Here is a 23,108-nt window from a genome sequence, read left to right on the forward strand (position 1 = left end):
GCGGGGGTGAGTGCGCTTCGGGAGTGGCACAAGATGCGCGATGCGGTACTTTTCTGCCATGCGTGCGATCGGGGTGCTGCTGTTGCCGGGCAGTCGGATGTTCGATCTGGCGGTGATTGCGGAGGTGTGGGCGCAGGATCGCACCGACAGCGGGATCGGTCCGTTCTCGGTGCGCGTTTGTGCGCCTGGGCGTAGGCGGATTCAGGTAGCGCCGTTCGGTGAAGTTGCTGCGACACATGGGCTTTCCGGGTTGGACGGGTGCGATCTGGTTCTTGCTCCGGGGCGCGATGATCCGTTGGCCGAGGTGCCTGCGGCCGCACGTGCCGCGCTTCGGCGGGCTCATCGGGGTGGGGCGACGGTTGCGGGGCTTTGTTCTGGGGCGTTCACGCTTGCGGCTGCTGGGTTGCTCGACGGGCGGCCTGCTACCACGCATTGGCGGGATTTGGACGCGCTCGCGGAGGCCGCGCCAGCCGCGGACCTGCGGCGCGATGTGTTGTACACCGAGCAGGACGGCGTGCTTACGTCGGCGGGGGTCGTGGGGGGTCTTGATCTTTGCCTGCATTTGGTGCGTCGTGATCATGGGGCGGAGGTTGCCGCGCGGCTTGCTCGGCGGTTGGTGATGCCGCCGGTTCGGGAGGGTGGGCAGCGGCAGTATGCGGAGTCTCCGGTGCCTGCCAACGCTTCCCGCGCGGGGATAGCGTCCACAATGGACTGGGCGATGGCTCGGCTGGCCGAGGAGATCGGGGTGCCGGATCTGGTGGAGCACGCGGGGATGAGCCACCGGACGTTTCATCGTGAGTTCGCTGCCGCGACGGGCAGTACGCCTGGGCGGTGGCTGCTCGTTCAGCGGGTGCGGTACGCGCGGCGGTTGCTGGAGACCACAGACCTGCCGGTCGCCCGGGTGGCCGAGCGGGCGGGGCTCGGCAGTGCGGCGAACCTGCGGCGCCGGCTGCGGGCGGAGGTGGGGGTCGGGCCGGATTCGTATCGGCGTACTTTCCGCATCCCGGCGGTCGGGGTTACGGTCGGGGCATGGGCGAGTACGAGCACCTCCTCGTAAAGCGGGACGGGGACACGGTCACCATCACGATGAACCGCGCGGCGCGGCGCAATTCGCTGTCCGGCGAGCATCTCGGCGAGCTGCTCGCCGCGTTCCGGGAGGCGGGCGAGTCGGACGCGACCGGCATCGTGCTGGCGGGAGCGGGGCCGGTGTTTTCCGCCGGGCACGACTTCGGCGACGTCGCGTCCCGCGATCTCATGGGGGTGCGCGAGCTGCTCACCCTGTGCACGACGCTGATGCGGACGATGGAATCGGTGCCGCAAGTGGTGATCGCGCGGGTGCACGGCCTGGCGACGGCCGCGGGATGCCAGCTGGTGGCCTCGTGCGATCTGGCAGTCGCGGCGGAATCGGCGGGGTTCGCGCTGCCGGGCGGCAAGGGCGGCTGGTTCTGTCATACGCCCGCGGTGCCGGTGGCGCGCGCGATCGGCCGGAAACGCCTGATGGAACTGGCTTTGACCGGCGACGTGATCGACGCTTCGACGGCGCTGGACTGGGGATTGGTCAACCGCGTGGTCCCGGACGATTCCCTGGACGAGGCGGTCGCGGAGCTGCTCGGCCGGGCGACTCGCGGCAGCCGGGCCAGCAAGGCGATGGGGAAGCAAACCCTGTACGCCCAGCTGGACCGGCCGGAAGCGGACGCGTACGCGATCGCCGTGGAGGTGATGGCGTCGGCTTCGCAGCTTCCGGGGGCGAAGGAGGGAATGGCGGCGTTCCTGGAGAAGCGCAAGCCCGACTGGACTGATTGACCTCTCCGCCCGGCTTTGGCGAAGGTCCGTGAGGGGAACCCTGAGGAACTCTGAGTCCCTCAGGGTTCCCCTCACGGACGTTGGCGGGAAGCGAAGCCGTGCCGGGGCGGGCTGCCGTGAGTCAGCGGCGTTCGTGCAGCAGCAGCAACGTGTACGCCGCCACCGTCTGCGCGTCCGAGATTTCCCCGGTGGAGATCATTTTCTCCACTTCCGTCCGGCTGAACCACGCCGTCCGCATGTCCTGCTCTTCCAGTTCCCGCTCCGGTTCGCCCTCGGTGAGCCCGGTCGCGAGGTACACGTGGCCGCGCTGGCTGGACAGGCCGGGCGCGACGTCGAGCATGCCCAGTTCCGTGAACGCCGACGCCCGCAGCCCGGTCTCCTCCCGCAGTTCCCGCCGCGCCAGTTCGGCGGGCGGGGTTTCGGCGAGGTCGGGCGCGGTGCCCTGCGGGAATTCCCACCGGCGCATCCCGAGCGGGTACCGGAATTGCTCGACCAGGTGCAGCCGGTCGCCGTCGAGGGGGATGACCAGTGCGTAGGTCGGTTTGTCGACGACGCCGTAGACGCCGTCGCTGCCGTCGGCGCGGCGGATGGCGTCCTCCCGCACCGTCATCCAGTTGTTCCGATACACCTCGCGGGTCGCGACACGCTGAATGGGGTCCACCTCGCCAGTATCGCCGAGCCTGTCCTACCCTCGGCGGGTGCGTCTCGTGCTCCCTTCCCAGCAAGCCAGCCCGCTGCGTGCGGGGCGGGTCCGATGAGGCTCGTCGTGGCCCGGTGCCAGGTCGACTACGTCGGCAGGCTGACCGCGCATCTCCCGATGGCCAACCGCGTCCTGATGGTGAAGGCCGACGGTTCGGTGCTCGTGCACTCCGACGGCGGCTCGTACAAGCCGCTGAACTGGATGTCGCCGCCGTGCTGGCTGATCGAGGACCCGGACATCTGGACGGTCCAGAACAAGGCCGGCGAGAAGCTCGTCATCACCATCGACGAGGTCATGCACGATTCGAAGCACGACCTCGGCGTCGACCCGGGCCTGCAGAAGGACGGCGTGGAAGCGCACCTGCAGGAACTGCTCGCCGAGCACATCAAAACCCTCGGCGACGGCTACACCCTGGTCCGCCGCGAGTACCCGACCGCGATCGGCCCGGTCGACATCATGGCCCGCGACGCCAACGGCGCCTCGGTCGCGGTGGAGATCAAACGCCGCGGCGAGATCGACGGCGTCGAGCAGCTGACCCGGTACCTCGAACTGCTCAACCGGGACCCGCTGCTGGCCCCGGTGCAGGGCGTGTTCGCGGCGCAGGTGATCAAGCCGCAGGCGCGCGTCCTCGCCGAGGACCGCGGGATCCGCTGCGTCGTTCTGGACTACGACGCGTTGCGCGGCACGGATTCCGACGAGTTCCGGCTGTTCTGAGCGGGCCGGGCTAGCGGCCGCCGGTAGCGCAGAGCCTGAGTGGCGACCCGGGCTCCGAGGTGGCGGGCCGTCGTGAGGTCCGCGGCGTGGTGGGGTCCCATTCCGCGCCGTTCTCCCATAGCCGACCGCGCACAGTCCTTGCTCGGGATCGTCACGTCCGCCATGGAACGACTGCGCTAAAACGGGCTCCCGACCCAGGCCGGGAGCCCTCAGTTCAGCACGTCCGTCAGATCGTCGATCCGGGCTGCGGGGCGGCCGGACCCGTCGCGCCCCGGCGCTGCGCGGCCTTCGCCTCGAACCAAGCCTTCACCTGCTCCTGGAACAGCGTCGTCACCACCAGTCCGGCCAGCACCAGCCCGACGAGCGCCTGCGGGCTGCCGGACACCAAGTTGATCAGCCCGCCGATCGCGGACAGCACCTCGCACACCAGCAGCGCCCAGCGGCCCCAGTCGTAGCCGAGCAGGATCGCGATGCCGGACGCCAGCAGGCCGGCGGCGAAGATGTAGGAGAGGAATTCGACCAGGTACAGGACCCCGGCCGGGTCTTGGCCGTGGTCCACCCATCTCGCGATCTCCAACTGGGCGAAGATCCCGAATACGCCGTTCAGGAGGGCTTGCAGGAACACGAACACGAGCGCGGCGCGCAGCCGTCCGGGCATGCGCAGCGGCGCGGTGGGACCGGTCATCGGGGAGAGTCCTTTCCACAGGTCGGTCAAAGGTGCGGGGATCTTATGGGCGGAGCGGGGTCGTCTTCCCGAATCGGGTGAATCTGTGACCTAGGCGAGAAGTTGCCCAGTGATGCGACAGGACTCAACACGGGTGCGCTGGGGCACGTGAAATGCACAGGTCAGCAGCAGGTTGGTGAAAAACCGCGGTGTCGGGGTGCCTGTTCGGAATCCATGCAGTACTGTGCCGGTCTGACAGGAACGATGGTGTTTCCTGTGCGAGAATGTTTGATTCGGAGGTGGCAGGGGTGCCGTTCCTCGCCGACGCGAACTTGCGGCTCGACGCGAGTCCGATCGACTACATCGAGTTGGCGTTCTATTTCGTCCTGGTGCTCGGCATCGGCTATCTCGCGCGAAGGCAGGTGTCGAGCAGTCTCGACTTCCTGCTCTCCGGGCGGTCGCTGCCGGCGTGGGTCACCGGCCTGGCGTTCATTTCCGCGAACCTCGGCGCGGTCGAGGTCATGGGCATGTCCGCCAACGGCGTCCTCTACGGCCTGCCGACGGTGCACTACTTCTGGATCGGTGCCATCCCGGCGATGCTGTTCCTCGGCCTGGTGATGATGCCGTTCTACTACGGCTCGAAGGTCCGCAGCGTGCCCGAGTTCATGCGCCGCCGGTTCGGGCCGACCGCGCATCTGGTCAACGGCATCAGCTTCGCCGCGGCGCAGATCCTCATCGCGGGCGCGAACCTGTTCCTGCTGGCCAGCGTCGTGAATCTGCTGCTGGGCTGGCCGCTGTGGGTGTCGATCGTCGTCGCGGCCGCCATCGTGCTCGCCTACACCGCGCTGGGCGGGCTGTCCGCCGCGATCTACAACGAGGTGCTGCAGTTCTTCGTGATCGTCGTGGCGCTGCTGCCGCTCACCATCGTCGGCCTGGTCAAGGTCGGCGGCTGGCAGGGGCTGGTCGACAAGGTCACGCACAGCCCGGGCGGCACCGCGCAGCTGCACTCCTGGCCCGGCGACAACCTGACCGGGTTCGGCAACAACTTCCTGTCCGTGCTCGGCATCGTGTTCGGTCTCGGCTTCGTGCTGTCCTTCGGGTACTGGACGACGAACTTCGTCGAGGTCCAGCGCGCGATGGCGTCGAAGAGCATGTCGGCCGCGCGGCGGACGCCGATCATCGGCGCGTTCCCGAAGATGCTGGTGCCGTTCATCGTGATCATCCCCGGCATGATCGCCGGCGTCGTGGTGCCGGAGTACCTGCAGGACAAGGGACTTCTGCTGGCCGACAAACCGGCGACGAGCGGGGTCACCGCGAACAATGCGCTCCTGCTGCTGATGCGCGACCTGCTGCCCAACGGCATCCTCGGCATCGCGATCGCCGGTCTGCTCGCGTCGTTCATGGCGGGCATGGCGGCGAACCTCAGCTCGTTCAACACCGTCTTCACGTACGACATCTGGCAGACGTACTTCAAGAAGGACAAGCCGGACGGCTACTACCTGAGTCTCGGCCGCAAGACCACGGTCGTCGCGACCGTGCTGGCGATCGGCACCGCGTTCGTCGCGTCGCAGTCCGCGAACATCCTGACCTACCTGCAGGACCTGTTCTCCTTCTTCAACGCTCCGCTGTTCGCCACGTTCATCCTCGGCATGTTCTGGAAGCGGATGACCGCGGCGGCCGGGTGGATCGGCCTGGTGGCGGGCACCGCGTCGGCGATCACCATCTGGCTGCTGTCGCAGCTGGGCGTGCTTTCGCTCGCCGGGCAGGGCACCAGCTTCGTGGCCGCGGGCACCGCGTTCGTCGTCGACATCGTGGTGAGCATCGGGGTTTCGCTGGCCACGCAGCCGAAGCCGGACGCGCAGCTGGTCGGCCTGGTGTACTCGCTCACCCCGCGCGACGCGCTCAGGCACGACAACACCGGCGAGAACGCGGGCTGGTACCGCAAGCCGGGCCTGCTGGCCGGCATCGTCCTCGTGCTTACCATCGCGCTGAACATCATCTTCTGAGGAGGCCCGCATGACCGAGAAAACCTCGCGGCCGCACAAGGCGGGCGCCTTCGACATCCGGCTGATCATCGCGCTGCTGCTCGGCGTCTACGGCGTGATCCTCACGATCATGGGCGCCGGGTTCACCAGCGACGACGATCTGAACAAGGCCGCTGGCGTGAACATCAACCTCTGGTCGGGCATCGGCCTGCTGGTGGTCACCGCGATGTTCGTGCTGTGGGCGGTGCTGCGGCCGCTGGTCGTGCCGCCGAGCACCGAAACGACGGAAACCTCACCCGCCGAATAACCGGGTTGTGCGCGCGTCCGGCGACCTCGCCCGCTAGGTTGCCGGACGTGGTGCACGATCGCCGGTTCGGCCGGTTCCTGAAGTTGTCCGCACTGGCCGCGGCGGGTGCGGTCGCGCTGTCCGCGTGCGGCGGCCCGAATCTGGGCAAGGAGAACTTCGCGCGCACGACCGTCCCCGCCGCCGGGGACAGCGGCGCGACGTCCGGCCCGATCACCGATCCCGCGGTCGCTCCCGCCGTGCTGCGCGACCTGCTGCCGTGCCAGTTCGTGGACAAGACCGCGATGGGCCCGCTCGGCACGCCGCAGGGCGAGGCGACCGCGTCGAGCACCCAGTTCGACTCCTGCGTCGCGAAGGCGACCGACCCGGGCGGCAAGGAAATCCGGGCGAGCGTCGAGGTCGGCGGCATCGTGACGTTCGCGTCGGACAAGACCACCGGTGCGGTCGGCGGGCTGCCGCAGGTCGAGGTGCCCGACCTCGGCGGCGGGTCCGGCTGCGTGGTCAGCGCGCTCACCGCGCGGAACCCGGACTTCGGCGTGTCGTTCCGGATCGACTACACCGGCGGCGACGCCTGCGCCGCCGGCCGCAAGCTGGTCGCCACGGCCGTCGAGAAGCTGCACAACAACCCGCAGAAGTACGTGCCAGGACCGGGCACGCTGCTCGCCGTCGACCCGTGCACGGTGCTCGACCAGGCCGCGGTGGACGGGGTCGTCAAGGGCGGGAAGCCGCGCGCGTCCGGGCTGCACTCGTGCGACTGGGGCCTCATCCCGAGCGTCCGGGTGACGATGTTCCCCGGCGTCGCGCCGAGCGAGGGCGACGGCTGGCTCAAGGCCGACGTCGGCACGCCGAACCAGGCCTACTCCAAGCAGGGCGGCACCGGGTCGAGCTGCCAGGTGAAATGGCAGCACCGGCAGTGGAAGGAAGAGCGCGTCGAGGTGGTCCAGCTCGAGTACTCGAACTCCGACGCGCAGGCGGACAAGGACGACCCGTGCGGCAAGACCGTCGGGCTGGCCAAGCAGCTGGCCGGGAAACTGCCCAAGGCGTGATCAGTGGGGCGCTTTGCGGCGCGCCCGGCGACCTCATAGGTTGGGGTCGTCCACGACGCCGAGGTGCCGGAGGTCCGCCATGAAGAAGATCATCAACGATCCGGCGGCCGTGGTCGCCGAATCGCTGAGAGGGCTCGCGGTCGCCCACGCGGACCTGCTGCGCGTGCGCGACGATCCGGCGCTGGTCGTGCGGGCGGACGCGCCGGTGGCGGGCAAGGTCGCGGTGGTGTCCGGCGGCGGGTCCGGGCACGAACCGCTGCACGGCGGGTTCGTCGGCCCCGGGATGCTCGATGCCGCGGTGCCCGGGCCGGTGTTCACCTCGCCGACCCCGGACGCGGTGCAGGGCGCGATCGCGGCCTGCACCGGGCCGGCCGGGGCACTGCTGATCGTGAAGAACTACACCGGCGACGTGCTGAACTTCGAGACCGCCGCCGAACTGGCCGCGGCCGAGGACCTGGACGTGCGCAGCGTGATCATCGACGACGACGTGGCGGTCAAGGATTCCACGTTCACCGCCGGGCGGCGCGGCGTCGGCGGCACCGTGCTGCTGGAGAAGATCGCCGGCGCGGCGGCCGAGCGCGGCGATTCGCTGGACGCGGTGGAAGCGTTGGCGCGCAAGGTGATCGGGCAGGTCCGCTCCATCGGGGTGGCGTTGTCCGCGCCGACGGTGCCGCACGCCGGCGAGCCGAGCTTCGACCTCGGGCCGGACGAGATCGAATTCGGCATCGGCATCCACGGCGAACCCGGCCGCGAGCGGATCCCGGCCGAACCGGCCGACGCGCTGGTCGCCCGGATGGTCGAGGCGGTGGTGTCCGACCTGCCGTTCGAATCCGGCGACAAGGTGCTGCTGTTCACCAACTCGATGGGCGGCACCCCGCAGCTGGAGCTGTACCTCGCGCACGGCATCGCCGAGCGGCTGCTGGCCGAGCGCGGGATCCTGGTCGAGCGCAGGCTGGTCGGCCCGTACATCACGAGCCTGGAAATGCAGGGCATCAGCCTGACCCTGCTGAAACTGGACGACGAGCTTACGCAGCTGTGGGACGCGCCGGTGCGCACGCCCGCGCTGCGGTGGGGGATCTGATGGCCTGCACTGCCGAAGGGGTCGCGGCCGCGTTGCGCGCCGCCGCCGAGGTGATCGCCGAACACCGCACCGAACTGGTGGACCTGGACCGCGCGATCGGCGACGCCGACCACGGCGAGAACATGAGCCGGGGCTTCGCCGCGATCGTTTCCGCGCTGGAGACCGCGGTGCCGGAAACGCCCGCTGGAGTGGTCAAACTCGCTGCCACCACATTGATTTCCAAGGTTGGCGGCGCGGCTGGTCCGCTTTACGGCACGGCTTTCCTGCGCGCGTCGGCGAAGCTCGGCGACGCGGCGGAGATCGACGTGCCGTTGCTGCTGGACGCGCTGCGGGCGGCTTTGGAGGGTGTGCAGGCGCGCGGCAAGGCGGTGGGCGGCGACGCGACGATGGTCGACGCGCTGATCCCGGCCCTCGCCGCGGCCGAAGGCGCCGCGGACGGCACGGTCGCCGAAGTGCTCGCGGCGGCGGCCGACGGGGCCGACCGCGGTGCGGAGTCCACTGTGGACTTGGTCCCGCGCAAGGGCCGCGCCTCCTACCTCGGGGAACGCGCGGTCGGGCATATGGACCCAGGCGCCCGGTCGACGGCGTTGCTGCTGCGAGCGTTCGCGGAGGCGGCCCGGTGACCGTCGGAATCGTTCTTGTGTCGCACAGCGCGAAACTGGCCGAAGGCCTGGCCGAACTGGCCGCCCAGATGGCCCCGGACGTCCGGATCGTCCCGGCGGGCGGGCTGCCCGACGGCGGCGGCATCGGCACCGACTACGACGAGGTCGTGGCCGCCGTCCAGCGCGCGGACTCCGGCGGCGGCGTGGTGCTGCTGTACGACCTCGGCAGCGCGCAGATGACCGCGGAGCTGGCGGTGGAATCGCTGGCCGATCCGTCCGCCGCGGTGGTGGTCGACGCACCGCTGGTGGAAGGCGCGGTGGCCGCGGCCGTCGCGGCGCAGGGCGGCGCGGACGCCAAGGCGGTCGGCGAGGCCGCGGCGAGTGCCGGTGTCGCGCCCGATCTGGCGGCGGTGGAGTCTCCGGCGGGCGAGGAAGGCGTGGTGGAGAAGGAATTCACGCTGACCAACGACGTCGGCCTGCACGCGCGGCCGGCCGCGGTCGTGGTGCGCAGCCTGGCCGAATTCGAGGCCGAGGTGTCGATCCGGCTGGGCGAGCAGGAGGCGGACGCACACAGCGTGCTGGCGCTGATGTCGCTCGGCGCGCGCCAGGGCGACCGGATCGTGGTGCGGGCTCGCGGGCTGCAGGCCGCGGAAGCGGTCGCGAAGGTGGCCGAGCTGGTGGAGGCGAACTTCGGGGAGTGACCCGCCGCATGCCGACCGGGTGACTTCGCCGGGACTGACTCGATTCCGATGTGCTTTCGAGGGTCCCGCGTGGCACAGTGAGCGGAAATTACCAGCGGGTAACCTCTGGAGGCCCTGTGGCACGGGAAATCTCGACGGTCGGTGTGGTCGGTCTGGGCACGATGGGCGCGGGCATCGCCGAGGTGCTCGCCCGCAGCGGGCTCGCCGTGGTCGCGGTGGAGCTGGACGACGCGGGGGTCGAACGCGGACTCGGCCATCTGCGGCATTCGACCGGACGGGCGCTCGCCGGAGGGAAGCTCGACGAGGCGGGCCGGGAGGCGCTGCTGGGCCGGATCCGCACCACCACCTCGCTCGCCGATCTGTCCGAAGTGGACTTGGTGATCGAGGCGATCCCGGAGAACCTGACGGCGAAGGCCGAGGTGTTCTCCCAGCTGGACAAGGTGACGCGGCCGGACGTGGTGTTCGCGTCCAATACGTCGTCGTTGTCCATCACCGAGATCGGCGTGCACACCGCGCGGCCGGGCAAGGTCGTCGGGATGCATTTCTTCAACCCGGCGCCGGTGCTGAAACTGGTCGAGGTCGTGCGCACCGTGGTCACCGAACCGGACGTGGTGTCCGATGTCGTGGAATTCGCGCAGCGGCTGGGCAAATCGCCGGTGGTCATGGGCGACCGGGCGGGCTTCATCGCGAACGCGCTGTTGTTCGGCTATCTCAACCACGCGGTACGGATGTATGAGCAGCGGTACGCCACCCGCGAAGATCTCGACGCGGCAATGCGTTTCGGCTGCGGCTACCCTATGGGACCGCTCGCGCTGCTCGATTTGATCGGGCTGGACACCGCGTACGAGATCCTCGACACGATGTACCACCAGTCCCGGAACCGGCTGCACGCACCCGCCCCGTTGCTGAAGCAGATGATTACCGCCGGGCAGCTGGGGCGTAAGAGCGGGCACGGGTTTTACACCTACGACGCGCCGGATTCGCCGGTGGTCGTGGATTCCGTCGGTTCGTCCGAAGTGGACGCTTCGCAGGCTCGCGAGGTGCGTTCCGTCGGCGTGATCGGGACCGGGACGATGGCCACCGGTATCGCGGAAGTATTCGCCAAGCGCGGGTTCGAGGTCGTGCTGCGGGCCCGCAGCACGGAGAAGGCCGAAGCGTCGGTGGCGAAGGTGAAGAAGTCGCTCGACAAGGCCGTGGTGAAAGGCAAACTGTCCGAAGAGGACGCTGCGGCCGCCCTCGACCGGATCCGTCCGGTGACGGAGTTCGAGGAATTGGCCGACGTCGATCTGGTGGTCGAGGCGGTGGCCGAGGAGCTTTCCGTTAAGCAGGCGGTGTTTTCGGCGCTGGACGAGGTCGCCAAGCCGGGCGCGGTGCTCGCGACCACGACGTCCTCCTTGCCGGTCATCGAATGCGCGGCGGCGACTTCACGTCCCGGCGAGGTGGTCGGTCTGCACTTCTTCAACCCGGCACCGGTGATGAAGCTGGTGGAAGTGGTGTCGACGATCGCGACCGCCCCGGACGTCACCGCGACCGCGACAGCGGTGTGCGCGGCCGTCGGCAAACATCCGGTGCAGTGCGGCGATCGGGCCGGATTCATCGTGAACGCGTTGCTGTTCCCGTATCTCAACGACGCGGTGAAAATGCTGGAGGCGCATTACGCGTCGGCGGACGACATCGACACCGCGATGAAGGTCGGCTGCGGGTTGCCGATGGGTCCGTTCGAATTGCTGGACGTGGTCGGGCTTGACGTTTCGCTGGCGATCGAGCGGACGCTGTTCAACGAGTTCCGGGAAGAAGGTTTTGCTCCCGCACCGCTTTTGGAGCATCTGGTAACGGCGGGGCGGCTGGGGCGCAAGACTGGCAAGGGTTTCAAGGATTACTGACGCCCGCTCAGCTCAGGGGCAGGCTTTCGAGGGTGAACACCGGGCTGGCCGGCGGCTCGCCGCGGAGGTAGGAGTTCATTTGGGAATTGGTCGCCAGCAGCCGGTTCCCGCTCACGGTGACGCCGGTGGTGGTGTCGGCCCCGGGGTAGGTGCGTTCGGCGACGACGGTCGCCCGGGTGTAGTCGCGGGACAGCCGCACAGTGGTGATCTCATTGTTCACGGAGCGAGCGACGTAGAGCGTGTTTCCTCGCAGCACCATGCCGTCCGCGCTGGTCAGGGGTGGCGCGGCGATCTTGCGGACTTCGCCGGTGGCGAGGGTGAGCCGGTAGAGCGCGCCGCTGTACCAGTAGCCGATGATCAGCGATTTTCCGTCGGGGGTGGCGACGATGCCGTTGCCGTTGGACTGGCCGGCCACGTAGTCCGGCAAGCGGTAGGCCGCCCGCAGAGTCCGGTGGACACCCGTGACCGGGCCGTTCACTTCGGCGGCCGGGATTCGGTAGAGCACCGAGCGGAACGAGTCGGTGACGTAGACGTCTCCATTCGGGGCGACGGCTTCGTCGTTCACGAGGGTCTTCTCGCCCGAGTCGGGAACGCTATAGCTGGCAACGAGTTTTCCGGCGCTGGTGTAGATGAACAGGCGTCCGGTGAAAGCGCCGGCGACCACCAGCCGATTGCCGCTGACCTTGATTCCGGCGACCTGGGTGCGGTTGTCGCGACCGCCGGGCAAAAAGGGCTCGAGCGTGGTGGACCCGAGGCGGCCGCGGTAGACGGTGCCATCGGCGATGCTGCCGGTGTAGACGTAGCGGTTGTCGGTCGCGACGCTTTCGGGATAGGCGTTGGTGCCGTTGATGGCGATCGTGGAGAGGCCGCACTCTCGGGCGGCGGCAGTCGCGGGAGACGCGAGCGCGGTCAGTGTGGTGACGACGAGCAGCGCGGTGCGAGGGAACATTGTGGCGAACCTTTCCGGGTTTTCCCGCCGCGGCCTTCCGCGGCGTTACGGCCCACGATGGCCTGATGACTTTCCATGGGGAAGTAGCCACTTTTTGGTAAGGTAGCCACCCGTTGGAAAGCAGTGAGGTGAGCGCTGTGGCAACCGCCAAGGCCGTGACTGGGGCAACATCCTCGTGGGATCCGTATACGCGCGGATGCCCGTCACGGGACTTGCTCGACCGGATCGGCGACAAGTGGTCGATCCTCGTGCTCGGCGAACTTGGCAGAGAGGGGCCGTGCCGGTTCACTCAGCTGCGCAAGCGGTTGTCGGGAGTGAGCGAGAAGATGCTGACCCAGACGCTGCGCGCCCTCGAACGCGACGGCATAGTCCGGCGAACGGTGTACCCGGCCGTGCCGGTGCGCGTGGAGTACGCGCTGACACCGTTGGGCGAGTCGCTCCGGGCACCAGTGAAGGCGCTCACGGAGTGGTCGGTTCTGCACCTGCCCGAGGTCCTCGCCGCCCGCGAGGAGTACGACAACCGCGCTGACCAGTCCGGCTGAGCAGTTCGCGGCGATGCTGGACCGACCGGTCCACTATGGGTAGCATCGGCCTCGTGCCGCGTCCACGACAGTTCGATGAAGAGCGAGTGCTGTCGGCTGTGCAGGCGGCGTTCTGGGACAACGGGTACGCGGGTACCTCTCTCGAAGATCTCCTGGCGGCCAGCGGGCTCGGCAAGGGAAGCCTGTACGGGGCGTTCGGGGACAAGAAGAGCTTGTTCTTGCGCGTGCTGCGCATGTACGACGAGGCCAATGAGCGAATGCTGCGCGGCTGGCTCGAGCAAGCCGAGCGTGGCATCGAGGTGCTCCGGGATTTTTTGACCGGATCCGTGCGCGATCCCCGCGGCGAGCAGGCCCGCCGGGGTTGCTTGCTCGCCAATGCCGCGATGGAGCTGTCGGTGAGCGCCGCCGAGGTGGCCGCGGAGGCGCGGCGCAGCTATGCCTCGACCACTGCCGTGCTGGCCGAGGCGGTGCGGCGCGCGCAGCGCGAGGGGGACGTGGCTGGTCGTCTTGATCCGGACATCACCGCTCGTGCGGTGCTGGCGGGTCAGCTCGGGTTCATCGTGCTCGGCCGGGTAGGTCAGGATCCGGGCGTGTTGCTGGCCACCGCCGAGGCGCTGGCCGACGGTCTGCTGCCTGCGTCCTAACCGATTCTCGCCGTAGTGGCGTGCGGCACAGCGACGTCCTGGTTATTGACCGCCCGGTCCATATCGGCCATGTTATGGACTGAATGGTCAATAACTGGAGAGGAACCGTCATGAAGGTGCTGGAGGGCAAGGTCGCGGTCGTAACCGGGGCGAACTCGGGGATCGGGCTGGCGATCGCGCGGGCTTACCGGGCCGAGGGGGCGCGGGTGTTCGTCGCCGGTCGCCGCCAGGCGCAGCTCGACGAGGTCGAGGCGGAACTCGGGCCCGAGGTCACCGGGATTAGGTGCGACGTAGGCCGGCTCGAAGACCTCGACGGGCTCTACGCCGCCGTCGCCGAACAGGCGGGCCGGATCGACGTGCTGGTGGCCAACGCGGGGATCGGGATCGTCGCCCCGCTGGGCGAGATCACCGAGGAGCAGTTCGACGCCATGTTCACCACCAACGTCAAAGGCTCGCTGTTCACCGTGCAGAAGGCGTTGCCGCTGCTGTCGCCAGGCGCGTCGATCATCCTCACCGGGTCGACGGCGGTCTCGCGCCCCCAGCCCTACCTGCCCGTGTACGGGGCGACCAAGGCCGCGATCCGCAACCTGGTCCGAGGGTTCGCCCACGACGCCGGGAAGCGGCAGTACCGGATCAACCTTCTTTCGCCCGGCGGTACTCGCACGCAGGGTTTGCTAGACCTGATCTCGCCTGATGAGTTCGCCGCCGCCGGTGCGTCGGTTCCGCTCGGCCGCTTGGCCGAACCAGAGGAAATCGCCGCGGCAGCGGTCTTCCTCGCCTCCGACGCGTCCAGCTACGTCAACGGCTCCGAACTCGCGGTGGACGGCGGCTTCGCTCAGGTCTGAGGGCTAACGGCTCAACGGCTTTGCCGCCGGATGCGCGCGCCCTGGGAGGGTTCGCCGTCCGGCGGCAGCAGCGGGCCGCCTTGCCACTGCTGGAATACGAGGTTCGTGTGCACGCGGGCGACCTCGTCGCGGGAGGTGAGTTCGTCCAGCACGAGCCGTTGCAGTTCGGCGGCCGACGTGGTGGCGACGTGCGCGAGGAAGTCGTCCGGTCCGGTGAGGTGGTAGACCGCGCGGATTTCCGGCAGTGCGAGCAAATGCTCCACGAACTGCTCGACCAGCGGCCGGCGATGCGGCCGGACCTGCACGAACAGGAACGCCTCCAGCGGGCGGCCCACCTTCGCCGCGTCGACCTTGGCATGCTGGCCGGTGATCACGCCGGTCTCGCGGAGCCGCGCCACCCGGTCCAGGCAGGTGGACGGCGCGAGCCCGACCGCCGCCGCGAGCTCCTTGTTCGACGTCCGGGCATCGTTCTGCAGCACCCGCAAAATCTCAAGATCAACCGGACTCAGTTCGACGGTTTCGCCCATCAATGAATCTTATCCGAAGATATTGCTTTGCCACCGGTGTTTGTCCGAACGTGACTGCCATGACTTCCGCCTTGCGCACCCGAGCCGTCCACGCCGGTCGCGACGATCTCGCCGACCTCGGCCTGCACGCCGCCCCGCTCGACTTCTCCACGACCTACCCCGCGCGCGACAGCGCGGAGGAGGCCCGCCGGATCGACGAATTCGCCGCGGGCGGAAACGTCACCGGCATCTACGGCCGGATCGGCAACCCGACCGTCGAACGGTTCGAGCAGGCGCTGGCGGAACTCGAGGGCTTCGACCACGCGGTGGCTTTCGCGAGCGGCATGGCGGCGGTTTCGGCCTGCCTGCTTTCCGCGGTGTCGCAAGGAAAACGGCACATCGTCGGCGTCCGCCCGCTGTATGGCTGCACCGACCACCTGCTGACCACCGGCCTCCTGGGCACCGAGGTCACCTGGACCGCGCCGGAGGACGTCGCCGACGCCCTTCGTCCCGACACCGGCCTGGTTTTCGTCGAGACGCCCGCGAACCCGACGTTGAGCGAACTGGACATCGCCGCCCTGACCGCTGCGTGCGGCGACGTCCCGGTATTGGTGGACAACACCTTCGCGACGCCGGTCCTGCAACGCCCCGGCCGCCTCGGTGCCCGCATGGTGCTGCACAGCGCGACGAAGTTCCTGGGCGGTCACGGAGACGTCATGGGCGGCATCGTGGCTTGCGACGCCGAGGAAGCCGCGCGGCTGCGTTCGCTGCGCTTCGCGACCGGTGGCGTGCTGCACCCGCTCGCCGGATACCTGTTGCTGCGCGGTCTTTCGACGCTCCCGCTGCGCGTGAAGGCAGCTTCGGAGACTGCGGCTGTCTTGGCCGAGCGGCTCGCTTCGCATCCGTCAGTGCGCGCGGTGCACTATCCGAAGCTGGGCGGGCCTCTGGTGGCTTTCGAGGTGACCGGCGACCCGCACGCGGTGGTCGGCGCGGTCCGGCTGATCACGCCCGCGGTGAGCCTGGGCAGCGTCGACACGCTGATCCAGCACCCGGCGTCGCTGACGCACCGGATCGTCGCCGAGGACGACCGCACCGGCTCGGGCATCACGCACGGTCTGCTGCGGCTTTCGGCTGGGCTGGAGGACGTCGAGGACTTGTGGCTTGACCTGGATCAGGCGTTGAAGAGCTGCTGACCGGTTTGGCGGCCGCCGCCGGATCGGCGGTGGCCGCCCGGCCGAAGCTCAGCCGCAGCAGCCGCCGCCGCAGCAACCGCCGCCAGCCGGCGCCGGGGCGGAGGCCGAACCGGTGAGCGCGACCGTCGTGAGCAGCTTGACCGTGTCCGTATGCCCCTCCGGGCACGGGGCGGGCGCGCTGGACTCGGCCATCGGGCGCTGGAGTTCGAACGTCTCGGTGCAGTCGCGGCAACGGTAGGCGTAGGTGGGCATGCCTTGATTATCGCTGGCGGCTCGCAGTGGTGGGAAGCTGTCCGGGTGGATATGCCTCAGTACGCGGATGTTCCGCACCTCGGCCAGGTCGTTCCCGCCCTGCTCGGCGCGCTGGGCGTGCCCGGCGAGGACGGCGGCCTGGCGCTGCCCGAAGCCCGCAGCGCTTGCGTGCTCCTCATCGACGGCCTCGGCTGGGAACTGCTCGCCCAGCATGCCGCCGACGCCCCCGTCCTCACCGAACTGGCCGGTCGCCCGTTGCGAGTCGGGTTCCCGTCGACCACCGCCGCCGGTGTCGCCGCGATCGGCACCGGACTGGCCTCGGGCGAGCACGGCATGGTCGGCTACACCTTCGAGATCCCGGGAACCGGCGTCCTGAACGCCCTGCGCTGGCGCTCCCACGACGACGGAAGCGACCTGCGAGGTGCCCTGCCGCCCCGCGAAGTCCAGCCCTTGCCGACCACCTTCGAGCGCGCCGCCGCCGCGGGGATCGAGGCCGCGGTGGTGTCTTCGGCGCAGTTCGCCAACACCGCCTTGACCCAAGCGACGCAAAGCGGTGCTCGCTACGCCGGCGTGCACGCACTGGGCGACCTGGCCGCGCGGACGTTGGAGATCCTTTCCTCGCGCGCGTTTTGCTATGCCTACCACAGTGAATTGGACCAGCTGGGCCATCTTTACGGCCCCGGCTCGACCGCGTGGCGGATGCAGCTGCGCCACGTCGACCGGCTGGTGGAGTCTATTGTGGACGGACTGCCTGCCGGTGCCGTTCTCGCGGTGGTGGCGGACCACGGAATGGTGACCGTCGAGGAGAAACTGAACCTGGAGGACGCTCCGGAGCTGCTGGCGGGAGTGCGGGCGTTCGGCGGCGAGGTCCGCGCGCGGCATGTCTACACCGAACCCGGTGCGACGGCGGATGTGGTGGCGGCGTGGCGGGAAGTCCTGGGCTCTCGGGCGTGGGTGCTGCCGCGGGAGGAAGCGATCGCGGCGGGCTGGTTCGGGGCCGCGGTGAGCGACCGGGTGCGCCCGCGGATCGGCGACGTCGTCGCGGCGGCGACCGGGACGTTCGGCCTGGTGCGCGAACTGGCCGAGGCGGTGGAGTCGAACCTGGTGGGCCAGCACGGTTCTCTGACGTCGGCCGAACAGCTGGTCCCGCTGGTGATCGCGCAAGGCTGAACCGGCACCACTGAACGGAATAACGACATCGGCCAGTGAGTAAGGCTACCCTTCGTTGTCGTGATCCAGACTCACCAGATCTGCGGTCCGACCGGCTCCGCCGCGGACGAGGACAGCCACGCCGCCTACTTGTCCTCGATCGCGCGCGCCGAGCCGGGCCATGACGGGACGATCCGGCATCGGCTGCGGCCGGAGGTCGGCGACGGCGCGATCGAGGTGACGAGCCTGCGCCGCGGGCTGTCGCTCGTCCGCTACGACGTCGAGTTCTCCGGGCCGCACCGGGTCGAATTCCGCTTCCCTGGCGACCATTTCGAGCTGGAGCACTGCCTCGGCGGGCGGATGCGCATCCGCGAGTCCGGCACCGGCACCGGCGAGATGCGGGCCAGCGCGGTGTCGCTGAGCTCCCGCAGCGCTCTTGAGGGAGTGGTCGAATACGAGCCGGGGGAGCGTTATCGCGCGGTGTCGGTGACCGGGACCTGGACCGGGCTGGAGTCCTACCTGCAGGACCTCGGCGCGTACTCGCTGCCCGCGATCGGTCCGGAACCCCTCGCCCGCGAGCGGTATCTGGGCCGTTCGACGGCGTTGCTGCCCGCCGCCGACCCGCTGCGGGACATTTTCGCCTATCGCCGAGGTTCCGCGGGCCGCCTGCTTTTCCTCGAATCGCGGTTGCTGGCCGCGCTGGCCGCGTTGGCCGACGGGTTGGTGGCCGCGCCGGACGAAACCGGTGAACCCGAACTGGAAGACCACGAGGCGAACGCTTTGCGCCGCGTGCCCGATCTGCTGTGGCAGCAGCGCCACGACCCGCCGACACTGGCTCAGCTGGCCCGCGCGTCGGCGATGTCCGTGCGCAGGCTCACCACCGGATTCCGGGCCCTGTACGGGATTTCGGTGATGGAGCACCACCGGCGCCGCTGCCTCGACCGGGCGGCGGTCCTGCTGGTCGAGACAGACTGGCCGATCGCGCGGATCGCGTCCGAGGTCGGGTACGCGTCGGCGAGCAATTTCGGGTACGCGTTCCGCCGGGATCGCGGGAGTTCGCCCGCGCGGTTCCGGCGCGCGCGTACCTGACGCCGCAACGATCTCCACAACACCGGGCATCGCGCTCCACACCACGCCCGCGCCGAGCCGCCGACGATGAGGGCAGCGGCCGCTGTCCGGCCGCGTCCAGGCTCGGACGGAGTGGAGGCTCATGAACGGCGGCATCGACACCGCGACCCCGCGTACCGGAACCGGACGGCTCGTCCTCGTCCTCGGTGGTCTTTCCGCGGTGTCGCCGTTCGCGGTCGACATGTACGCGCCGGGATTCCCGCAGATCGTCTCCTCGTTCGGGACCACCACCGCGGCGGTGCAGTTCTCGCTCACCTCGTGCCTGGTCGGCTTCGCGGCCGGGCAACTCGTGCTCGGTCCGGTCAGCGACACGCTCGGCCGTCGTCGGCTGCTGCTCGCCGGTGCCGCTTTGTTCGCGGTCTTTTCCGTGGTGTGCGCGCTCGCCCCGAACCTCGCGGTGTTCGACCTCGCCCGGCTGTGCCAAGGAGTGGCCGGCGGCGCGGGGATCGTGCTCGGGCGGGCGGTGATCAGCGATCTGTTCACCGGTACGGGTGCGGCGCGCAGGCTGACCGCGCTGAGCGTGATCGGCTCGACCGCGCCGGTGCTGGCCCCGGTGCTCGGCGGGGTGGTCGTCGGGCTGGGTTCCTGGCGGCTGGTCTTCGCGGTGCTCGCCGTGACCGGGATGCTGCTGCTGGCCGGGGTTGGTTCCTGGGTGCCGGAATCGCTGCCCGAACAGCGGCGGCTGCCCGGTGGCGCGCGGCGGTCGGCCGCCGCGATGGGCCGGTTGCTCCGGCGGCGCGCGCTGGTCGGGCATCTTCTGGTGGCCGGCTGCGGGATCGGCGCGTTGTTCGCCTACATCAGCGGCTCGCCGTTCGTCTTCCAGGACGGCTACGGCTTGTCGCCTACCGCCTACAGCCTCGTCTTCGCGACGAACGCCGTCGGCACCGTTTTGGCCGGAGCGCTGTTCGCCCGGCTCGCCGGACGCGTGCGGCTCAACACCCTGCTCACAATCGGCGTGCTCGTGATGGCAGCCGCGACGGGGACTTTGGTGCTCCTGTTGCTCGCTGGCGTCAGCACGGTGCCCACGACCTGGGTCTGCCTGTTCGGCGCGACCTTCGGCTTCGGCATCGTGCTGCCCGCTTCGACGACGATCATCCTCGCGATCGGCCGGGACGCTCCCGGCGCGGCGTCCGGCCTGATCGGCGGCGCGCAGTTCTTGATCGGCGCGGCGGCGGCCCCGCTGCCTGGCGCGGCCGGAACCACCACCGCGCTTTCCACCGCGGTCGCGGTGCTGGGGTTCGCGCTCGTGGCGGCGGTCGCCTTGTTCGTGCTCGCGCGGCCAGGCGAAGGGAACGGCGAGCCCGAAACCGCTTGAGCGAAAGGAGTTTCCCGTGCCGGACGACGAACCTGAGCTGGAGCTTGCCCGAGCCTGTCCCTACCGGCCCAACCCGCAGCACGTGCGAGTGCGGGACGCGGGCCGCCCGGTGCGGATGCGGCTGCCTTCCGGGATGCCGGTGTGGGCGGTGGGCGGGCACCGCGGCATCCGCGCCGTGCTCGCCGACGACCGGTTCAGCGCCGACCGGCAACGGCAGGGTTTCCCCTTTCGCGTGGACGGCCAGCCGGGCGCCTTCCGCCGCACGATGATCTCCATGGACGGCGCCGAGCATCGCGCCGCCCGGGCCGCGGTGGCCGGGGAGTTCACCGTCCGCCGCGTCCGGCAGTGGCGGCCGCGGATCGAGCGCATCGTGCACGAATGCCTGGACGCCATGCTGGCCGGTCCGAAACCCGCGGATCTGGTCCGAGCGCTGGCGTTGCCGGTGCCGTCGCGGGTGATTTGCGAGCAGCTCGGGGTGCCCTACTCCGAGCACGATTTCTTCCAGACCCGCTCCACCACGATGCTGTTGCGCACCGCCACCGCGCCGCAGCGGCTGCGGGCGATCGACGAACTGCTGGCCGCGCTCGAAACGCTGGTCGTGGAGAAGGAAGCGGCCCCGCCCGACGATCTGCTCGGCCGCCAGATCCGGAAAAGCCGCGAGGACGGCGAATACCGGCGCACGGCAGTGGTGCGGATGGCTTTCCTGCTGCTCGTCGCCGGACACGAAACGACGGCGAACATGATTTCGCTCGGCGCGCTGAGCCTGGCCGAGCAGCCGTTGCTCGCGGCGGCGCTGCGCGCGGACCCGGCGCGTGCCCCGCTGCTCGTGGAGGAGTCGTTGCGCCGCTTCACGATCGCGGAGTTCATCCCGACCCGGGTGGCCACCGAAGACGTGCGGCTCGACGGCGAACGGATCGCCGCGGGAGAGGTGGTCGTGCTGTTGTGCAACGCGGCCGACCACGATCCGGCGGTGTTCCCCGGTCCCCGGCGCGGCGCGCGCGACCACCTGGCGTTCGGGCACGGTCCGCACCAATGCCTCGGCCAGCATTTGGCGAGGACGGAGCTGGAAATCGTCTACACCGCGCTGGCGACCCGGCTGCCCGGCCTGCGCGCCGCGGTGCCCGCGCGGGAACTTCGGTTCAAAACCGACGCCGAGATCTACGGCATCCACGAATTCCCGGTGACCTGGTGAACCCGGGGGCAAAGGAGGCGAGAACCCGATGTGCGGCATCGCGGGCTGGGTGGATTTCGAGCGGTCTCCCGACCGGGAACCGCAGGTGCTCCAGGACATGACCGTGGCGATGGCGTGCCGGGGCCCGGACGCGCACGGCTGCTGGTTCGACGAGCACGTGGCCTTCGGCCACCGCCGGCTTTCGGTCATCGACCCCGAGGGCGGCAGCCAGCCGATGACGGTGGACCACATCGGCCGCACGGTGCTGGCCATCACCTACAGCGGCGAGGTGTACAACTACCGCGAACTGCGCGCGGAATTGAGCGCGCTCGGCCACCGGTTCCGGACCGCCAGCGACACCGAAGTGGTGCTGCAAGCCTACTTGCAATGGGGCACGGCGATGGTGCGGCGGCTCAACGGAATGTTCGCGTTCGCGATCTGGGACGCCCGCAGCGAGCAGCTGCTGCTCGTGCGTGACCGGCTCGGGATCAAACCGCTCTACTACTTCCCGACCGGTCGCGGGCTGCTGTTCGGTTCGGAGGCCAAGGCGATCCTCGCGCATCCCGAGGTGGCGCCGGTGGTGGACCGCGACGGGTTGCGCGAGCTGCTGGCCGGGGTCAAAACCCCGGAGCACGCGATCTTCCGCGGCATGCGGGAACTGCGGCCGGGACACCTGCTGGTCTTCGGCCGGGAGGGCAGCCGGGTGCAGCGGTACTGGGCGCTGGAGGCACGTGAGCATCCGGACGATCTGCACACCACGGTCCAGACCGTCCGCACGTTGCTCGAGGACATCGTGGAACGCCAGCTGGTCGCCGACGTCCCGCTGTGCACCCTGCTTTCCGGCGGCCTCGACTCCAGCGTGGTGACGGCGCTGGCGGCGCGTTCGCTCGCCACGCGGGGAGTGGGCCCGGTCCGGTCGTTCTCGGTCGATTTCGCGGGCAACGACCGGGATTTCGCCGCCAGCCGGGTGCACGAATCGCCGGACGCGCCGTTCGCCGCGGAAATGGCGCGGCACGTCGCGGCCGAGCACACGAACCTGGTGCTCGGTCTCGGCGAACTCGCCGCTTCCTCGACCCGGGCCGTGGTGCCGCGAGCCCATGACGTGCCCGCGGCCCTGCTCGGCGACGCGTTCGCCTCGCTGTACCTGCTGTTCCGCGCGGTCCGCGAACGGTCGACGGTGGCCCTGTCCGGAGAAGCCGCGGACGAACTGTTCGGCGGCTACCCGTGGTTCCACGAGCCGGAGCTGCGCGACGCGGACACCTTCCCGTGGGTGGCCGCGGGGTACGACCTGCTCCCGGCGCTGTCCGGCCTGCTGGATTCGGAACTGCTCGCGGACCTGGACGTCGAGGGCTATCGCGCCCAGCGGTACGCCGAGGCGCTGGCGGAGGTGCCGGTGCTGCCCGGCGAGGACGCCGCGGCGCGGCGGATCCGCGAGGTCGGCTACCTCGCGGTGACCCGATTCGTGCCGATGCTGCTGGACCGCAAGGACCGGATGAGCATGGCGGTGGGCCTGGAGGTGCGGGTCCCGTTCTGCGACCACCGGCTCGTCGACTACCTGTTCAACGTCCCGTGGCCGATGAAGTTCTTCGACGGCAGGGAGAAAAGCCTGCTGCGAGCGGCGGCCGGGCACCTGCTGCCCGATCTGGTGGCGAACCGGAAGAAGAGCGCGTACCCGGTTACGCACGACCCGGGCTACGACGCGGCGTTGCGAGCCGAGTTCGAACGGCTCGCGGGTTCTCCTGGCACGCGGGTGCATGGGTTGATCGACGGCGCTGCGGCGGCTCGGCTCGGGTCGGCGAACGGCTGGCCTGCGCGGGCTGGGCTGGAGTTCGTGGTGCAGTTGGATTCGTGGCTTGCTGATCATGAGCTGGTGTTGTGAGCCTCGGGAGGCGGTGCGGGTGATCCGTGTGGCGCTGTGATGGGCGCGGTCT

The 23,108-nt window shown here is 69.6% G+C and carries 24 protein-coding genes; 19 read left to right on the forward strand and 5 right to left on the reverse strand.

From position 1 onward, the window contains the following. Positions 1-58: 58 nt before the first annotated feature. Together ACZ63D_RS11515 and ACZ63D_RS11520 are read left to right on the forward strand one after the other, a co-directional pair. On the forward strand, positions 59-1,057 hold the full coding sequence (locus ACZ63D_RS11515; RefSeq protein WP_465354204.1) for a GlxA family transcriptional regulator: 999 nt from the start codon (positions 59-61) through the stop codon (positions 1,055-1,057). Then, positions 1,030-1,803 (forward strand): enoyl-CoA hydratase-related protein, encoded by a 774-nt coding sequence (locus tag ACZ63D_RS11520; protein WP_465354205.1) that lies wholly within the window; start codon positions 1,030-1,032, stop codon positions 1,801-1,803. The genes ACZ63D_RS11515 and ACZ63D_RS11520 overlap by 28 nt, the downstream gene beginning before the upstream one ends. 121 nt (positions 1,804-1,924) lie before the next feature. Here ACZ63D_RS11520 and ACZ63D_RS11525 read toward each other — a convergent pair whose 3' ends face one another. Further along, positions 1,925-2,464 (reverse strand): NUDIX domain-containing protein, encoded by a 540-nt coding sequence (locus ACZ63D_RS11525; RefSeq protein WP_465354206.1) that lies wholly within the window; start codon positions 2,462-2,464, stop codon positions 1,925-1,927. A 93-nt stretch (positions 2,465-2,557) separates the two neighbouring features. On the opposite strand from ACZ63D_RS11525, the gene nucS reads away from it, so the two are divergent. After that, a complete protein-coding gene (gene nucS / locus ACZ63D_RS11530; protein WP_465354207.1) occupies positions 2,558-3,217 on the forward strand; it encodes an endonuclease NucS in 660 nt (219 codons plus the stop codon). Between the two features lie 226 nt (positions 3,218-3,443). Here the strand turns inward: nucS and ACZ63D_RS11535 are convergent, their stop codons facing one another. Continuing rightward, positions 3,444-3,902 carry a hypothetical protein gene (locus tag ACZ63D_RS11535; protein WP_465354208.1) on the reverse strand — a complete coding sequence of 153 codons (459 nt, stop codon included), beginning with the start codon at positions 3,900-3,902 and terminating at the stop codon, positions 3,444-3,446. 287 nt (positions 3,903-4,189) lie between these two features. Between ACZ63D_RS11535 and ACZ63D_RS11540 the strand changes: the two genes are divergently transcribed. From ACZ63D_RS11540 to ACZ63D_RS11570, 7 genes are all read left to right on the forward strand, one after another. Next, positions 4,190-5,887 (forward strand): sodium:solute symporter family protein, encoded by a 1,698-nt coding sequence (locus ACZ63D_RS11540; RefSeq protein WP_465354753.1) that lies wholly within the window; start codon positions 4,190-4,192, stop codon positions 5,885-5,887. Positions 5,888-5,897: 10 nt separating this feature from the next. After that, a complete protein-coding gene (locus ACZ63D_RS11545; protein ID WP_465354209.1) occupies positions 5,898-6,173 on the forward strand; it encodes a hypothetical protein in 276 nt (91 codons plus the stop codon). A gap of 47 nt (positions 6,174-6,220) precedes the next feature. Further along, positions 6,221-7,216 (forward strand): hypothetical protein, encoded by a 996-nt coding sequence (locus tag ACZ63D_RS11550; RefSeq protein WP_465354210.1) that lies wholly within the window; start codon positions 6,221-6,223, stop codon positions 7,214-7,216. A gap of 79 nt (positions 7,217-7,295) precedes the next feature. After that, positions 7,296-8,297 carry a dihydroxyacetone kinase subunit DhaK gene (dhaK, locus tag ACZ63D_RS11555; RefSeq protein WP_465354211.1) on the forward strand — a complete coding sequence of 334 codons (1,002 nt, stop codon included), beginning with the start codon at positions 7,296-7,298 and terminating at the stop codon, positions 8,295-8,297. Beyond that, positions 8,297-8,920, forward strand: a complete 624-nt coding sequence (gene dhaL / locus ACZ63D_RS11560; protein ID WP_465354212.1) for a dihydroxyacetone kinase subunit DhaL — start codon at positions 8,297-8,299, stop codon at positions 8,918-8,920. Before dhaK ends, dhaL begins: the two co-directional genes overlap by 1 nt. Continuing rightward, a complete protein-coding gene (gene dhaM, locus ACZ63D_RS11565; protein ID WP_465354213.1) occupies positions 8,917-9,600 on the forward strand; it encodes a dihydroxyacetone kinase phosphoryl donor subunit DhaM in 684 nt (227 codons plus the stop codon). Before dhaL ends, dhaM begins: the two co-directional genes overlap by 4 nt. Positions 9,601-9,716: 116 nt before the next feature. Beyond that, positions 9,717-11,483, forward strand: coding sequence for a 3-hydroxyacyl-CoA dehydrogenase family protein (locus ACZ63D_RS11570; protein WP_465354214.1), 1,767 nt, complete (start codon positions 9,717-9,719; stop codon positions 11,481-11,483). Between the two features lie 7 nt (positions 11,484-11,490). Here the strand turns inward: ACZ63D_RS11570 and ACZ63D_RS11575 are convergent, their stop codons facing one another. After that, positions 11,491-12,432: an SMP-30/gluconolactonase/LRE family protein gene (locus ACZ63D_RS11575; protein ID WP_465354215.1), complete on the reverse strand. Its 942-nt coding sequence runs from the start codon at positions 12,430-12,432 to the stop codon at positions 11,491-11,493. Between the two features lie 128 nt (positions 12,433-12,560). Here ACZ63D_RS11575 and ACZ63D_RS11580 point away from each other — a divergent pair, with 128 nt between their 5' ends. The 3 genes from ACZ63D_RS11580 to ACZ63D_RS11590 all read left to right on the forward strand — a co-directional run bounded on the left by ACZ63D_RS11580 (position 12,561) and on the right by ACZ63D_RS11590 (position 14,463). Beyond that, a complete protein-coding gene (locus ACZ63D_RS11580) occupies positions 12,561-12,974 on the forward strand; it encodes a winged helix-turn-helix transcriptional regulator (RefSeq protein ID WP_465354216.1) in 414 nt (137 codons plus the stop codon). Between the two features lie 53 nt (positions 12,975-13,027). Further along, positions 13,028-13,618, forward strand: a complete 591-nt coding sequence (locus tag ACZ63D_RS11585; protein WP_465354217.1) for a TetR/AcrR family transcriptional regulator — start codon at positions 13,028-13,030, stop codon at positions 13,616-13,618. Between the two features lie 110 nt (positions 13,619-13,728). Next, positions 13,729-14,463, forward strand: coding sequence for an SDR family NAD(P)-dependent oxidoreductase (locus tag ACZ63D_RS11590; protein WP_465354218.1), 735 nt, complete (start codon positions 13,729-13,731; stop codon positions 14,461-14,463). An 11-nt stretch (positions 14,464-14,474) separates the two neighbouring features. On the opposite strand, the gene ACZ63D_RS11595 is transcribed toward ACZ63D_RS11590, so the two are convergent. Beyond that, positions 14,475-14,990: an Lrp/AsnC family transcriptional regulator gene (locus ACZ63D_RS11595; protein ID WP_465354219.1), complete on the reverse strand. Its 516-nt coding sequence runs from the start codon at positions 14,988-14,990 to the stop codon at positions 14,475-14,477. Between the two features lie 59 nt (positions 14,991-15,049). Between ACZ63D_RS11595 and ACZ63D_RS11600 the strand changes: the two genes are divergently transcribed. Further along, entirely contained in the window at positions 15,050-16,162 is a 1,113-nt protein-coding gene (locus tag ACZ63D_RS11600; RefSeq protein WP_465354220.1) for a trans-sulfuration enzyme family protein, read from the forward strand. Positions 16,163-16,210: 48 nt separating this feature from the next. Here ACZ63D_RS11600 and ACZ63D_RS11605 read toward each other — a convergent pair whose 3' ends face one another. After that, positions 16,211-16,414 carry an FmdB family zinc ribbon protein gene (locus tag ACZ63D_RS11605; RefSeq protein ID WP_183124959.1) on the reverse strand — a complete coding sequence of 68 codons (204 nt, stop codon included), beginning with the start codon at positions 16,412-16,414 and terminating at the stop codon, positions 16,211-16,213. Positions 16,415-16,465: 51 nt separating this feature from the next. Here ACZ63D_RS11605 and ACZ63D_RS11610 point away from each other — a divergent pair, with 51 nt between their 5' ends. From ACZ63D_RS11610 to asnB, 5 genes are all read left to right on the forward strand, one after another. Next, positions 16,466-17,584, forward strand: coding sequence for an alkaline phosphatase family protein (locus ACZ63D_RS11610; RefSeq protein WP_465354754.1), 1,119 nt, complete (start codon positions 16,466-16,468; stop codon positions 17,582-17,584). A 60-nt stretch (positions 17,585-17,644) separates the two neighbouring features. Further along, a complete protein-coding gene (locus ACZ63D_RS11615) occupies positions 17,645-18,652 on the forward strand; it encodes a helix-turn-helix transcriptional regulator (protein ID WP_465354221.1) in 1,008 nt (335 codons plus the stop codon). A 121-nt stretch (positions 18,653-18,773) separates the two neighbouring features. Beyond that, positions 18,774-20,006 carry a multidrug effflux MFS transporter gene (locus ACZ63D_RS11620; protein ID WP_465354222.1) on the forward strand — a complete coding sequence of 411 codons (1,233 nt, stop codon included), beginning with the start codon at positions 18,774-18,776 and terminating at the stop codon, positions 20,004-20,006. Between the two features lie 16 nt (positions 20,007-20,022). Next, the gene (locus tag ACZ63D_RS11625; RefSeq protein ID WP_465354223.1) at positions 20,023-21,198 is read left to right on the forward strand and encodes a cytochrome P450; all 1,176 of its coding nucleotides are present in this window, start codon (positions 20,023-20,025) and stop codon (positions 21,196-21,198) included. Positions 21,199-21,226: 28 nt separating this feature from the next. Continuing rightward, the gene (gene asnB / locus ACZ63D_RS11630; RefSeq protein ID WP_465354224.1) at positions 21,227-23,056 is read left to right on the forward strand and encodes an asparagine synthase (glutamine-hydrolyzing); all 1,830 of its coding nucleotides are present in this window, start codon (positions 21,227-21,229) and stop codon (positions 23,054-23,056) included. Positions 23,057-23,108 lie beyond the last annotated feature (52 nt).

This window comes from Amycolatopsis sp. NPDC104775, assembly GCF_055583325.1.

What these genes read in the sequence shown, in the direction of transcription:
- ACZ63D_RS11575 (WP_465354215.1), bottom strand. Translation starts at nt 12,432, where the DNA reads ATGTTCCCTCGCACCGCGCTGCTCGTCGTCACCACACTGACCGCGCTC.
- ACZ63D_RS11610 (WP_465354754.1), top strand. Translation starts at nt 16,466, where the DNA reads ATGCCTCAGTACGCGGATGTTCCGCACCTCGGCCAGGTCGTTCCCGCC.
- ACZ63D_RS11590 (WP_465354218.1), top strand. Translation starts at nt 13,729, where the DNA reads ATGAAGGTGCTGGAGGGCAAGGTCGCGGTCGTAACCGGGGCGAACTCG.
- nucS (WP_465354207.1), top strand. Translation starts at nt 2,558, where the DNA reads ATGAGGCTCGTCGTGGCCCGGTGCCAGGTCGACTACGTCGGCAGGCTG.
- dhaK (WP_465354211.1), top strand. Translation starts at nt 7,296, where the DNA reads ATGAAGAAGATCATCAACGATCCGGCGGCCGTGGTCGCCGAATCGCTG.
- ACZ63D_RS11600 (WP_465354220.1), top strand. Translation starts at nt 15,050, where the DNA reads ATGACTTCCGCCTTGCGCACCCGAGCCGTCCACGCCGGTCGCGACGAT.
- ACZ63D_RS11515 (WP_465354204.1), top strand. Translation starts at nt 59, where the DNA reads ATGCGTGCGATCGGGGTGCTGCTGTTGCCGGGCAGTCGGATGTTCGAT.
- ACZ63D_RS11520 (WP_465354205.1), top strand. Translation starts at nt 1,030, where the DNA reads ATGGGCGAGTACGAGCACCTCCTCGTAAAGCGGGACGGGGACACGGTC.
- ACZ63D_RS11605 (WP_183124959.1), bottom strand. Translation starts at nt 16,414, where the DNA reads ATGCCCACCTACGCCTACCGTTGCCGCGACTGCACCGAGACGTTCGAA.
- ACZ63D_RS11620 (WP_465354222.1), top strand. Translation starts at nt 18,774, where the DNA reads ATGAACGGCGGCATCGACACCGCGACCCCGCGTACCGGAACCGGACGG.
- asnB (WP_465354224.1), top strand. Translation starts at nt 21,227, where the DNA reads ATGTGCGGCATCGCGGGCTGGGTGGATTTCGAGCGGTCTCCCGACCGG.
- ACZ63D_RS11595 (WP_465354219.1), bottom strand. Translation starts at nt 14,990, where the DNA reads ATGGGCGAAACCGTCGAACTGAGTCCGGTTGATCTTGAGATTTTGCGG.
- ACZ63D_RS11545 (WP_465354209.1), top strand. Translation starts at nt 5,898, where the DNA reads ATGACCGAGAAAACCTCGCGGCCGCACAAGGCGGGCGCCTTCGACATC.
- ACZ63D_RS11535 (WP_465354208.1), bottom strand. Translation starts at nt 3,902, where the DNA reads ATGACCGGTCCCACCGCGCCGCTGCGCATGCCCGGACGGCTGCGCGCC.
- dhaL (WP_465354212.1), top strand. Translation starts at nt 8,297, where the DNA reads ATGGCCTGCACTGCCGAAGGGGTCGCGGCCGCGTTGCGCGCCGCCGCC.